The organism is Amycolatopsis circi (assembly GCF_003385235.1).
Classification (GTDB): Bacteria; Actinomycetota; Actinomycetes; order Mycobacteriales; family Pseudonocardiaceae; genus Amycolatopsis; species Amycolatopsis circi.
Genome location: NZ_PQIA01000138.1, coordinates 14,549 through 27,311, shown reverse-complemented (window position 1 = coordinate 27,311; position 12,763 = coordinate 14,549). Strand labels below are relative to the sequence as shown.

The window sequence follows — 12,763 nt, the reverse complement described above, 5'->3', positions numbered from 1 at the left end:
GGCGGCATGGGCCTTGGCGGGTCTGTACGCGCGGTGGGGCTGTGCGTGGCCGGGTGGGTGAAGTGCCGGGTACTTCCGGAAGCGGCAACGGGGGCCTTGGCGGGTGTGCGTCAATGCCAGGGACTTAGGCCGTGCGGCTTCGGCATGCCGATCGTCTGCAAAGGACGCCAACCTCGCCGAAATGCCCGCCCTATGCCCTCGTGGCCGCTTGCTCGTGTCCGTGAGGGGAACCCTGAGGGAATCAGAGTCCCCCAGGGGTCCCCTCACGGACAGCCGCATCCCTCGCCAGCCCCCGCGACCAGGACAGACACCCCTCAGGCCGCACCCACAGCGCCGCCTTAAGTCCCTGGCATTGGGTGTGTGCGTGCGGCGGGGCCGCAGGTGGCAGGTGCTTCCGGAAGCAGCAGCGTGGACCCTGGCGTATCTGCGCGATCGGCGAGGAGGCGCTGGTCGGGTTGGGCCAGGGGCGTTGTCGGAGATAGCTGCGGGTGCCTCGCCGGGTCTGGGCGAGCGGCGGGCTGCGCAGGGCTGGGTCAGGACGCGGGCGCTTCCGGAAGCAGCAACGTGAACGTCGGCGGATCAGGCCGCGATAGGCGCAACCGGCCGCCCTCGGCTTCGGCCAGGCTTCTGGCCAGGCGGAGGCCTATGCCGTGTCCGCCGGGGGTGTGGTCGGCGAACGGGTCGCGCTCGCCGAGGTCCGGGCCCTCGTCGATGACGTCCACGGCCAGGGCGCCACCGGCGTCGCGGGCTCGGACGGTGATCGCTCCTTCGCCGTGGTTCAGCGCGTTGTCCAAGAGGACGGCGAGCACTTGCCGAACGGCGGGGACCGACGCGCGCACCGGGGGCGGGTCGGTGATTTCCAGGCGTAGTTCGCGGTGGTCGGGCAGCGGGGCGTCGTTCAACTCGGCCAGGAGTGCGGGCAGGTCCAGTTCGTCGCGAGGGGCGCGGCGTTCCCGGGACAGCGCGAGCAGGTCTTCGACGGTGCGTTCCAGCCGGTCGGCGGCGGTGATGCCGGCGCGCACCGCGGCATAGGGGTCGCGGCCGGGGGTTTCCAGGGCGGATTCGAGCTGCAGGCGCAGTCCGGCCAGCGGGGTGCGGAGCTGGTGTGACGCTTCGGCGGAGAAGGCGCGCTCCCGTTCCAGGGTTTCGCCGATGCGGGCTGCGGTGACGTCCAGGGCGGCACCGACTCGGTCGATTTCCGGGATCGCCGAGCGCCGGGACCGTGCGGAGAAGTCGCCTTCGCCCAGCCGGGCCGCGGCGCACGCGAGGTCTTCCAGCGGGCGGGTCAGCCGCGCGGCGATCCGGCGGGCGACCAGCCAGCTCGCGAGCACCGCGCCGATCGCGCATCCGGCCATCACCAGCCAGGTGATGCCGACGTCGCGGGTCAGCGCGGACCGGGGGAGCGCCGCGCGCACGATGCCGGTGAGGCGAGCCCCGGTCAGCACTGGCACCGCCAGCACGTCCTCGTCGCCGACCTTCTGGTTCAGCATGTCGCTGCGGGTCGCGCCTACCCCGCGCACGACGTCGTCCGCGGTGGGTGGGCCGTCTCCGGCGAGGAGGTGGCCCTTCGGGTCGTAGACGCCGACCTCGGCGCCGTCCTCGTTGTCCGGGACTTGGAAGGGCTGGCCCGCGGCGAGCGCGTCGGACACCACGACCGCAGTACCGTCGGCGGCCCGCTCCAGCGCGGACGTGGTGTGCGTGCGGAAGTACCACAGCGCCCCGACCGCGAGCGGTAGTCCGAACAGGCTCGTGGCCAGGACCGCCGCGAGGACGGTGAGCGTCACGATCCGGCGGCGCACCCCGCTCAGTCCCCCTCTAACCGGTATCCGTGCCCGCGCAGGGTGGCGATCCTCGGCACCTCGTACGGCGACTCGGCGGCCGAGGCGAGCTTGCGGCGCAGCGCGGCGATGTGCACGTCGAGCGTCTTGGTGGAGCCGTGCCAGTGCGAATCCCACACGTCGGACATCAGCGTGTCGCGGCTCACCGCCTGCCCCGGCTGGACGGCCAGCCGAGCGAGCAGGTCGAACTCCCGCGCCCGCAGCGCGACCTCCCGGCCGTTCAGGCTGACCCGCCTGCTCGCGATGTCGACCTCCAGCGCGCCGATCCGCACGACCGGCGTCGACGGCGCGGCCGGTGCGCCGCGGCGGAGGTGCGCGCGCACCCTGGCGAGCAGTTCGGCCAGCCGGATGGGCTTGGTGAGGTAGTCGTCCGCACCGGCCTCCAGCCCGACCACGACGTCCATCTCGTCCGCCCGCGCGGTGAGGATCACCAGCACCGCGCCCGGCATGGCCGAGCGCAGCCGGCGGCACACCTCGACGCCGTCGACGTCCGGGAGGCCCAGGTCCAGCAGCACGAGATCGGCCGCGGTCTCGCGCAGCGCGCTCCGGCCGTCCCGGCACCATTGCACTGTGTGGCCGTGCCCGCGCAGCGCGGAGTCGAGGACGCTGCCGATCGCCGCGTCGTCCTCCACCACCAGTACCTTCGCCATGCGGGAAGCCTAACCGGCCGCCCCCGGCCGCGTCCGCGCGTCCACAGTGGACCCCCAGCGGGACGCGCCCGAGGTCGGGCATAGTGGCTGCATGCTCGGTCTGTACCCGGAACTCGATCCGTACGACCACGGGATGCTGCCGGTCGGGGACGGCAATACGCTGTATTGGGAGGAATGCGGCAATCCCGAGGGCAAACCGGTCGCGTTCCTGCACGGCGGGCCCGGGGGCGGAGCGTCCGCGCGGCACCGGCGGCTGTTCGACCCGGAGCGCTACCGGATCGTGCTGTTCGACCAGCGCGGCTGCGGCCGGAGTACACCGCACTGCAGCGAGCCGCACGTCGATCTCTCGGTGAACACGACCTGGCACCTGGTGTCCGACATGGAGCAGCTGCGCCAGGACCGCGGCATCGACCGCTGGCAGCTGTTCGGCGGCTCGTGGGGCAGCGTGCTCGCGCTCGCCTATGCCGAAACCCATCCGGAGCGGGTGACCGAGCTGGTTCTGCGCGGCGTCGCGACGCTTCGGCTGAAAGAAGTGCAGTGGCTCTTCGGCGGGGGCGCGGCGTGCGTGTTCCCGGAGGCGTGGTCGCGTTTCCTCGCGCCGGTGCCGTACGCGCGCCGCGGCGGCGACCTGCTGGAGGTGTACCACGAACTGCTGAATCACCCGGACCCGAAGGTGCACGGGCCCGCCGCGCTCGCCTGGAGCCAGTGGGAGGGCGAGACGGTGAAGTTCACGCCGCAGGAAGAAGTGGTGGCCGCGTTCGCCGAGCCGGAATTCGCGCTCGCGATCGCGCGGATCGAGAACCACTATTTCCGCCACGGCGGCTGGCTCGCCCCGGACCAGCTGATCCGCGGCGCCGGGAAGCTCTCGGGCATCCCGTGCGTTCTGGTGCAGGGCAGGTACGACGTGGTCACTCCCGCCACCACCGCCTGGGAACTCGCACAGGTGCTGCCGGGCGCCGAGCTGAAGATGATCGGCGACGCCGGGCACGCCTTCGACGAACCGGGCACGCTGCACGAGCTGATCAGCGCGACCGACCGGTTCGCGGCAGGGTGGGAGGACAGGTCCGGGCTGTCGAGCGCGGAAGTCGAACGAAAGGAAATCCGCATGCTGTTCGGTGACGAGCACGTTCGCCGTTACGAGGAGACCGACGGGGAGGTCGGGCACGACTGGCAGGACGGCGTGCCGACGCTGGTGCTCACCACGAAGGGCCGCAAGACGGGTCAGGACCGCAAGTTCGCCCTCATCTACCAGGAGGACGACGGCAATCCGGTGATCGTCGCCTCGAAGGGCGGCGCGGAGAACCACCCCGGCTGGTACCTGAACCTGCAGGACAACCCCGAGGTCCGCGTGCAGGTGCGGGCGGACAAGTTCGCCGCGCGCGCCCGGACCGCGACCGGCGAGGAACGCGCCCGGCTGTGGGACAAGCTCGCCGCGGTGTGGCCCGCCTACAACGACTACCAGAAGAAGACCGACCGCGAGATCCCCGTGGTGGTGCTCGAGCGGGTGTGATTCCGGCCGCGTCCCGGGTCCGCGCGGCACCGAACCGGAGCGTCTTCCGCTACGAATGACGCTCATGGCGCTGCGCACCCGGACCCGGGACAACTGGACCCCGCTCGAAGGGGAGCTGCTCGGCTTCCGCGGCATGCAGAGGTACGGCAGGCGGTTCGCCAAGTCCGGCCGGGGCGCCTGGTACCACTTCGCGATCGAGGTCGTCTGGCAACTGCTCGCCCTCACGAGCCGGTTCCGCGTGCGCGGCGCGCGGAACATCCCGGCCTCGGGCGGGGTCGTGGTGGCCTCCAACCACCTCTCGAACGCCGACCCGACGACGCTCACCGCGTTCTGCCTCGGCTCCGGCCGCGTGCCGCGATACCTGGCGAAGGCGAGCCTGTGGAACGCGCCGGTGATCAAGTCGGTGATGCGTTCGGGCAAGCACATCCCGGTCCACCGGGGCGCGCCGACCGCCGCGGGTGCGTATCGCGACGCTGTCGCCGCGGTGCGTGCGGGCGAATGCGTGGCGATCTTCCCGGAGGCCGGGCTTTCCGCGGATCCGGACGGCTGGCCGGCGAAGGGCAAGACCGGCGCGGCGCGGATCGCGCTGGAGACCGGCGTGCCGGTGATTCCGGTCGCGAACTGGGGCACGCACGAACTGCTGCCCGCGGGCTCGTGGTTTCCGCGCGTCCTGCCGCGGCGGAAGATCGAGTTCGTCGCCGGGCCGCCGGTGGAACTCGGCGACCTGCGCGGGCGGGAGCTGACCAGGGACGTGCTGGAAGAGGCGACGGCGCGGATCATGGCCGCGGTGACGGAGCTGCTGGCCGAGATCCGCGGCGTGCGTCCGCCGGTCTGACAACCGGATCCGGCGGTCCGGCTCGGCGCGGCCACTGTGGACAATGCAGCGGCGCCCAGGGCGGCGTCGCGGACGAGGTGACGTCCAGTTCCGGCGAGCAGTGCCCGGATTCGCCGTCCGGGAATGCGCCGGAGCGGGCGGCCGCCGCGCTGAAAGCGGGCGCCGTCACGCCGCCCCGCGCGGGCGCGGCGGGTAGTTTCAACGGTATGAGCGCAGACTATGACGTGGTGGTCCTCGGGGCCGGAGTCGGTGGGTACGTCGCGGCGATCCGGGCTTCGCAGCTGGGCCTGAGCGTGGCGGTCGTGGAAGAGAAGTACTGGGGCGGGGTGTGCCTCAACGTCGGCTGCATCCCTTCGAAGGCGCTGCTGCGCAACGCGGAGCTGGCGCACACGGTGAAGGAGGAGGCCAAGACCTACGGCATCTCCTCCGACGGGGAGATCCGGTTCGACTACACCGCGGCGTACGAGCGCAGCCGCAAGGTCGCGGACGGGCGCGTCAAGGGCGTGCACTTCCTGATGAAGAAGAACAAGATCACCGAGTACGACGGGCGCGGCACCTTCGTGGACGCCAACACCCTCGAGGTGAACGGCGAGCGGATCACCTTCACCTACGGCATCATCGCGACCGGCGCGACGGCTCGGCTGCTGCCGGGCACGCAGCGCAGCGAGCGCGTGGTCACCTACGAAAAGCAGATCCTCGAAAGCGAGCTGCCGGGCAGCATCGTGATCGCCGGGGCCGGCGCGATCGGCGTGGAGTTCGCGTACGTGCTGCGCAACTACGGCGTGGACGTGACGATCGTCGAGTTCCTCGACCGGATGGTGCCGCTCGAGGACGCCGAGGTGTCGGCCGAGCTGGCCAAGCGCTACCGCAAGCTGGGCATCAAGGTGCTGCTGGGCACCAAGGTCGAGGCGATCGACGACTCGGGGTCCAAGGTGCTGGTGACCGTGTCGAAGAACGGCGAGCAGCAGGTGCTCGAGGCGGACAAGGTGTTGCAGGCCATCGGGTTCCGGCCGAACGTCGAGGGCTACGGCCTGGAGAACACCGGCGTCGAGGTCACCGAGCGCGGCGCGATCGCGATCGACGGCCGCGGCCGGACGAACGTGCCGCACCTGTTCGCGATCGGCGACGTGACCGCGAAGCTGATGCTGGCGCACGCGTCGGAGTCGATGGGCATCGTGGCGGCGGAGACGATCGCCGGCGCGGAGACCATGGAACTGGACTTCGTGATGATCCCGCGCGCGACCTACTGCCAGCCGCAGATCGCGAGCTTCGGCTGGACCGAGGAACAGGCGCGCGAGAAGGGCTTTGACGTTCAGGTGTCGAAGTTCCCGTTCACGGCCAACGGCAAGGCGCACGGCCTCGGCGACGCGGCGGGCTTCGTGAAGGTGCTGAGCGACGCGAAGTACGGCGAACTGCTCGGCGCGCACCTCATCGGCCCGGACGTCACGGAGCTGCTGCCGGAGCTGACGCTGGCGCAGCAGTGGGACCTTACGGTGCACGAGGTTTCGCGCAACGTGCACGCGCACCCGACACTGGGCGAGGCGGTGAAGGAAGCGGTGCACGGACTGGCCGGCCATATGATCAACTTCTGATTCTTCGACGGTCGCCCTGGCCCGCGGCGGTTTCGCGGGCCGGGGCGCGGTCGTTTCCGGGCATGGGCCAGGAATCCAAGGAAAACACCAATTCCGGCCTCGACCACGAGACCTTCGGCGGTTTAGGCGGCACAGTCCCGATCTGGCGGGCGCCCATGCGTTCGTAGAACTTCACCGCGGGCGGATGCGACACCACGCGCACCTCGGACAGCCCGTTTTCCCTTGCCACGTCGAGGATTTGGCGGACAAGCCGGGCACCCAATCCGGTGCCCTGCGCTTCGTCGGCGACGAACAACAGGTCCAGTTCGGCATCGGTGAGCGCGGCGAATCCGACTGGCCCCGAAGGACCGCGGGCGGCCAGAACCGCATAGCGGCTCAGGTAGTCCGGCGTGACTACGTATCCCTCCAGGATCGAGGCGTACTGGCCTTGGTAGGCCGATGAAGCGTGCATGAGGTCAGTGAGCGCGGCGGCGTCGGCAGCGGTCGCGTGGTCGATCTTGAACATGCTGGCAACGGTAACCGGCACCACCGACAAAAACTGATCACTCGGCGCGGCGGGCGGGCAACGCGGCGGCGCTGAGTAGGCAGAGCACGGCGCCAATCCCCAGCGAGAAGCGCACGCCGAGCACCCCGGCGGCGATCCCGCCGAGGGTGATGAAGATCGGTTTGGCGGTGCGGGTTCCGGTCGACCAGGCGGTGAGCGTCCGCGTCAGGACGGTGTCGTCGATCAGCGACAGGCGGTAAGCCGAATAGGTCGGGTTGAAGATCCCAGCCACCAGCAACAGCCCGAAGTTCGCGGCGATCAGCAGGACGACTCCGGCGGATCCGGGAATCGCGAACGGCAGCGCGAGCAGCCACGGTGTACGCGCGAAGCTGGTCCACCGCAACACTTTCTGCGCGCCGTATCGAGAGCTGAGCGTCGGCGCGAGACGGGCGCCGACCAGCCCGCCGAGGCACGGGACGCCGAGCACTAGCCCGTATTCCCACGGCGCGAAGCCGAGATCTCGCAGCATCAGCACGGTTTGCAGCGGTGTAACCCAAAGGACCGCGCCGCTGAACAACACCGAGTTGAAGAACAGCGGCCGCAATTCGGGGCTGCGCAGCAGGTAGCGCCAACCGTCGGTGAACCCGCGGCGTGCAGGTCCCTCAGCGATGGCGGGAGGCGGTTCCGGCGCGCGCAAGCGGCGGATTCCGAGCGCGGACAGCAGGAACGAGAAAGCGTCGATGAGCATCGTCGCGGTAGCGCCCAGCGCGCTGATCAGGACGCCGCCCAGTGGCGGTCCGGCTGACCAGCAGATCCAATCGGTGCTCTCGAAACGGCTCAGCGCGACAGCCCGTTCGTTCGGCGCGACAAGGGCTTTGAGGTGCGCGCCGCTGGCCGCGGAGAAGATGACGGCCGCGGTGGCGACGACGATGTCGACGGCATAGAGCTGCGGCATCGTCAGCACATGCAGCGCGGCCGCCAACGGCACGCTCGCCAGCGCGGCGCACCGGACGAGGTCTCCAACGATCATCGCGGGACGCTTCCGCGCGAACTCGACGCGCGGGCCCAACGGGAAGGCGAGCACCGCGCTGGAGGCGGCCGAGATCGCGGTGATCAGGGAGACCTGCCACGCGGGCGCGTCGAGCACGAGCACCGCGACGAGCCCGAGCGCTCCGGCGCCGACCGTGCTGCCCGCTGTGCTGATCGCGTACGCAGCCCACAGCCGCGCGAAGTCCCTCCCCAGGTTCGCCACGCGAGCAGAGTGCCAGCTCCGCTTCGGACACGGCCCGTTGGGATCTCAGCAGATGGGCCATCCGGGCAGATACCACTTTGGTCGGTGGTCTTAGCCGCGGTCGCTCTTTAGATTCACGTGACCACAGTGGGTGGCCGGGGGCCAGGACAGGAGTTGTCATGAGACGAACGAGCCGGGTGGTCGCGTATTCCGCGCCGCTGGCGGTCGGGGTGGTGCTCGCCGGAAGCGGGGTCGCCGTCGCGCAGCCGTCTGCCGCGGACGTGGCGAACGCGCGCTCCGGAGCCGGGATCAGCGCGCTGCAGGGGATCAAGAAGACCCTCAGCCCGGCCGAGCAGAAGCAGTCCAGCCAGCTTGTCGTGGAGAAGCGCCTGCGCGCCGACCGCGGTCTCGCCGCGCTGCTTCCGGATTACCGCACCGGCCTGCCGGTCAGTCAGGCTGGCACGGTTTCAGTGGATATCGCCGGCACTGGCGGTGCCGCGATCGCGCAGGCAGTGCGGGCGGCGGGCGGCACCGTTCAGTCCACCTCGTCCAATGGCTCGGTTCGTGCCCAGCTGCCGCTCAACGCGGTAGACCGGATCGCGGCGCGCGGCGACGTCCGCCAGGTCCAGCCCGCGACGCAGGCGATGACCTGGAACGAGCCCGACGCACAGCGTCAGCAGCTGGCCAAGAAGGCTGTCGCCGCCGTGCAGGTGTCCGAAGGGGACAAAGCCCACGGCGCGGACACCGCCCGCACGGACTACGGCGTCAACGGCACCGGCGTGAAGGTCTGCGTGCTTTCCGACGGCGTCAACTCGCTCAAGAAGTCGCAGGACGCCGGCGAACTTCCCGCGGTCGACGTGCTGCCCGGCCAGGCAGGCAGCGGCGACGAGGGCACCGCGATGCTGGAGATCGTCCACGACCTCGCCCCGGGCGCGACGCTTGGCTTCGCGACCGCGTTCACCAGCGAGTCGAGCTTCGCGGACAACATCCGCGCGCTGCGCAACACCGGCAAGTGCACAGTGATCGTGGACGATGTCGCGTACTTCGACGAGTCGCCGTTCCAGGACACGCAGGTCGCGCAGGCGGTCAACGACGTGACCGCGGCCGGTGCGCTCTACTTCTCCTCCGCGGGCAACTCCGGCAACCTCACCGACGGCAGCAGCGGCTACTACGAGGGCGACTTCCACTCGTCCGGCACCACGCTGCCGGGCGTCACCGGCACCCCGCACGACTTCGACCCGGGCAGCGGCGTGCAGACCGCCGACCCGCTGTCGCCGGGCTCGCTCGGCAGGCCGGTGACGCTGTTCTGGTCGGACCCGTGGGGGCACTCGACCAGCGACTACGACCTGTTCCTGCTCGACGCTTCCGGCAGCGTCGTCGCCTCCAGCGCCAACCCGCAGAACGGTTCGCAGAACCCGTACGAGAGCCTGACCGTGCCGACCTCCGGCTCCGGCTACCGCCTCGCGGTGGTCAAGTACAACGGCGCGGACCGGTTCCTCGCGCTCAACGTGGTCCGCGGCCGGTTCGTCGACTCCGGTTCGCTCAAGGGATTCAGCACGGCGGGCGTGACCTCGGGCCACTCGGCGGCAGCCGCGGCGTTCTCGGTGGCCGCGGCCCCGGCGGCGGCCGCGTTCGGGCGTCCGCTGGAGACCGGCGACCCGGCGAACCCGGCCGGCCCGTACCCGGGCCTGTTCACCTCGGCCAGCAAGTGGGAGCGCTTCACCTCCGACGGCCAGCGGCACCTCTTCTACAACGCCGACGGCACCGAGCTGACCCCGGGCAACGTCTCCTCGACCGGCGGCGCGACCCGCGCGAAGCCGGACATCACCGCGGCCGACGGCGTGGCCACCTCGGTCACCGGCTTCCAGCCGTTCTTCGGAACCTCGGCGGCTGCTCCGCACGCGGCGGCGATCGCGGCGCTGCTGCTGTCCGGCAAGCCGTCCGCGACCCCGGCGGACGTCCGCACGGCGCTGGTGTCGAGCGCGATCGACCTCGGCGCGCCCGGGTTCGACGCGGTGACCGGCAACGGCGTGATCATGGCCGGTCCGGCGCTGGCCGCGCTGGGCGTGCCGAAGAAGTAGCGGTATCCGAAAAGGGCGGGTTCCTCGGCTGGGGACCCGCCCTTTCCTCGTCCAGCGGTCAGCAGGGGGAAGGCGCGCGGCCCGTTTTCAGCGTCCGGCGACCAGTAGATGAAACGCCCGCGGCCCGTCGCCGAGCCGATCGTGGCGGCGGAGTTCCAGCCCGGCGTCCGCGAGCGCTTTTTCGATCTCTTCCGGCGGCCGCAGCCGGAAGCCGTGGCCGGTGAACGGCATCTCGCGCATCATCTCGGGATCTCCGATGCCGACGACGAACCGGCCGCCGCCGGTGAGAACCCGCGCGACCTCCGCGAACGCGGGCGCCAGCTCGGGAATGAAGTAGACGGTGTTGACGGTCAGCGCCGCGTCGATCGTCCCGTCGTCCAGCGGAAGTTCGGCCATTCCGGCCTGATGCAGCACCAGCCGACCGGCGGCGAGGTTCTTCGGGAACGCCCGCCGCGCCCGGGCCAGCGCCGTCTCGGAGATCTCCGCGCCGTGCACGGTGCCGCCCTCGGTGGCGCGCAGCAGCAGGTCGAGGCCCAGCCCGCCGCCGAAACCCAGGTCCAGCGCGGTTTCGCCCCGGCGGATCTCGAGCGCGTCGACCGCTCCGGTGACCGGCCCGCGGTTGACGTTGTTGAGCAGCCGGACGACAGCCTGCCCGGCCCGGCCCCGCGGGTGGCCCAGCTGCTTGGCCAACCCGGCGAGCAAAGCGTCACGTGGTCCCATGAACCCAGTGTGCCGCGATATGGCAACGTGCGGGCGAACGGACTTTCTAGGAGGCGACGTGTCGGAGAAAACCGCTGTGGTCACCGGGGCCGGTTCCGGGCTGGGCCGCCGGATCGCCGAAGCACTGCTCGGCACCGGTTACCGGGTCGCGCTCGCCGGACGACGCGAGGACGCCTTGCGCGAGACAGCTGGTTCATCGACGAACGCGCTGGTCGTACCTACCGACGTCGCCGATCCGGCTTCCGTGGAGGCGCTTTTCTCGGCGGTGCGCAGCGAGTGGGGCCGGTTGGACCTGCTGGTGAACAACGCCGGAGTCTCGCTCGGCGGAACCGTCGCGGATCTGTCCGTCGAGGACTGGCGGCGCACCGTCGACACGAACCTCACCGGCATGTTCCTGTGCGCGCAGCAGGCCGTGCGGCTGATGCGCGACCAAGACCCGCAGGGCGGCCGGATCATCAACAACGGCTCGATTTCCGCGCACGCGCCGCGTCCGGCGAGCGTCGCGTACACCGCCACCAAACACGCCGTCACCGGCCTCACTAGGTCGATTTCGCTCGACGGCCGCGCGTGGAATGTCGCATGTGGACAGATCGACATCGGCAACGCGGCCACCGAGATGACCGAGCGGATGGCCGCGGGCATCCCGCAGGCCGACGGACGGCTTCTGGCCGAGCCGACCTTCGACGCGGGCCACGTCGCCGACGCGGTGCTCTACATGGCGGGATTGCCGCTGGACGCCAACGTCCAGTTCCTCACCATCACCGCCACCACGATGCCGTTCATCGGCCGGGGATGACGTGATCGCGGCGGAACTCGTCGAACAGCCGGTAGAACATCTGCTCAGTGTCCACATAGGAGTGAAAACCGGCGCGGCGTGACTTCGACGTGTCCGCGAACATGTCGTAGTCCCAGGAGAACACGAAGTCGCCGAAGGCCCACGAGGAGACGTCGGCGTACGAAGCAGTGAGGCCGTGCTTCGCCGCCATCTCCGTCCACAGTGGTTCTTTGTCGGCCATCACCGTGGTCAGTGGCAGCTGCAACGGCGGCGCGACTTCGAGGTCGAAGTACGCGGCCAGCTTCGGCCACAGTTCGCGCCAGCGGAAGAGGTCACCGTTGGCGATGTTGAACGCTTCGTTCTGGCTCGAGGTCGCCGCCCACACCGTGCCTTCGGCGAGCAGTTGCGCGTCGGTCATTTCCAGCAGGCTGTCGTACGCGCCGGGCTTGCCGGGAAACCGCAGCGGCAGACCGAGTTCCTTCGAGATCGAGGCGTAGACGGCGATCACGAGCGCGAGGTTCATCGGGTTGCCGAGCGTGGTCCCGCCGACCACGGACGGCCGGGTCGCCGACCACGACCAGCCCCCGGCCGCGGCCCGGCGTTCGAGGAACTTTTGCTGGTCCACATTGAATTCCGGCGGCATGTGCTGTCCGGCGTCGGCCTCGCGCGCGGGAGTTTTGAAAGGGCCGAGGTGCGCGCCGTAGACCTTGTAGCCCTGCATCAGGCTGACGTGCTCCAGCGGACCTTCGTCGAGGCCGTTCACCAGGTTCTCCAGCATCGCCACGTTCGGCGGCACGAGTTCCGCCCACGTCGGCCGGTCCTGGTAGGCCGCGTAGAACAGGTGCGTCGCGCCGACACCGGCCAGTGCCGCCCGGGTGCTCGCCGGGTCGAGCAGGTCGACCGCGAGGCTGCCCGGCCCGCCGCGACGGGAGAGCCCGAGCACCTCCCAGCCGTCGAGAGTACGCAGGTGAGAGATGAGTTTCCGGCCGATGATCCCGTTGGCCCCGGCCACGAGGGCCACGCGTGTGCTGCTCATGTCTTCGATCC

At 70.4% G+C, this 12,763-nt stretch carries 11 protein-coding genes and 1 pseudogene; 6 read left to right on the top strand and 6 right to left on the bottom strand.

Annotated features, from left to right (window positions below; genetic code table 11):
* Window positions 1-533: 533 nt before the first annotated feature.
* A complete protein-coding gene (locus tag D0D37_RS38330; RefSeq protein ID WP_116205482.1) occupies window positions 534-1,799 on the bottom strand; it encodes a sensor histidine kinase in 1,266 nt (421 codons plus the stop codon).
* A 5-nt stretch (window positions 1,800-1,804) separates the two neighbouring features.
* Window positions 1,805-2,488: a response regulator transcription factor gene (locus D0D37_RS38325; protein ID WP_116205481.1), complete on the bottom strand. Its 684-nt coding sequence runs from the start codon at window positions 2,486-2,488 to the stop codon at window positions 1,805-1,807.
* 91 nt (window positions 2,489-2,579) lie between these two features.
* Here D0D37_RS38325 and pip point away from each other — a divergent pair.
* From pip to lpdA, 4 genes and pseudogenes are all read left to right on the top strand, one after another.
* Window positions 2,580-3,518, top strand: a pseudogene (gene pip / locus D0D37_RS38320) (prolyl aminopeptidase); the annotation flags it as partial.
* 75 nt (window positions 3,519-3,593) lie between these two features.
* Entirely contained in the window at window positions 3,594-3,998 is a 405-nt protein-coding gene (locus D0D37_RS48925) for a nitroreductase family deazaflavin-dependent oxidoreductase (RefSeq protein ID WP_425267005.1), read from the top strand.
* A 55-nt stretch (window positions 3,999-4,053) separates the two neighbouring features.
* A complete protein-coding gene (locus tag D0D37_RS38315; RefSeq protein WP_116205479.1) occupies window positions 4,054-4,833 on the top strand; it encodes a lysophospholipid acyltransferase family protein in 780 nt (259 codons plus the stop codon).
* Between the two features lie 206 nt (window positions 4,834-5,039).
* Entirely contained in the window at window positions 5,040-6,425 is a 1,386-nt protein-coding gene (gene lpdA, locus D0D37_RS38310; protein ID WP_116205483.1) for a dihydrolipoyl dehydrogenase, read from the top strand.
* Here lpdA and D0D37_RS38305 read toward each other — a convergent pair.
* Window positions 6,415-6,930 (bottom strand): GNAT family N-acetyltransferase, encoded by a 516-nt coding sequence (locus tag D0D37_RS38305; protein ID WP_116205478.1) that lies wholly within the window; start codon window positions 6,928-6,930, stop codon window positions 6,415-6,417. The genes lpdA and D0D37_RS38305 overlap by 11 nt on opposite strands.
* A 37-nt stretch (window positions 6,931-6,967) precedes the next feature.
* Complete coding sequence (locus D0D37_RS38300; protein WP_116205477.1) at window positions 6,968-8,161, bottom strand: MFS transporter; 1,194 nt, start codon at window positions 8,159-8,161, stop codon at window positions 6,968-6,970.
* A 158-nt stretch (window positions 8,162-8,319) separates the two neighbouring features.
* Between D0D37_RS38300 and D0D37_RS38295 the strand changes: the two genes are divergently transcribed.
* The gene (locus D0D37_RS38295) at window positions 8,320-10,221 is read left to right on the top strand and encodes a S8 family peptidase (protein WP_116205476.1); all 1,902 of its coding nucleotides are present in this window, start codon (window positions 8,320-8,322) and stop codon (window positions 10,219-10,221) included.
* A gap of 87 nt (window positions 10,222-10,308) precedes the next feature.
* Here the strand turns inward: D0D37_RS38295 and D0D37_RS38290 are convergent, their stop codons facing one another.
* Complete coding sequence (locus D0D37_RS38290; RefSeq protein ID WP_116205475.1) at window positions 10,309-10,941, bottom strand: class I SAM-dependent methyltransferase; 633 nt, start codon at window positions 10,939-10,941, stop codon at window positions 10,309-10,311.
* A gap of 19 nt (window positions 10,942-10,960) precedes the next feature.
* On the opposite strand from D0D37_RS38290, the gene D0D37_RS38285 reads away from it, so the two are divergent.
* Window positions 10,961-11,737, top strand: a complete 777-nt coding sequence (locus tag D0D37_RS38285; RefSeq protein WP_116205474.1) for an SDR family oxidoreductase — start codon at window positions 10,961-10,963, stop codon at window positions 11,735-11,737.
* Here D0D37_RS38285 and D0D37_RS38280 read toward each other — a convergent pair.
* The gene (locus D0D37_RS38280) at window positions 11,721-12,752 is read right to left on the bottom strand and encodes an SDR family oxidoreductase (protein WP_116205473.1); all 1,032 of its coding nucleotides are present in this window, start codon (window positions 12,750-12,752) and stop codon (window positions 11,721-11,723) included. The genes D0D37_RS38285 and D0D37_RS38280 overlap by 17 nt on opposite strands.
* Window positions 12,753-12,763 lie beyond the last annotated feature (11 nt).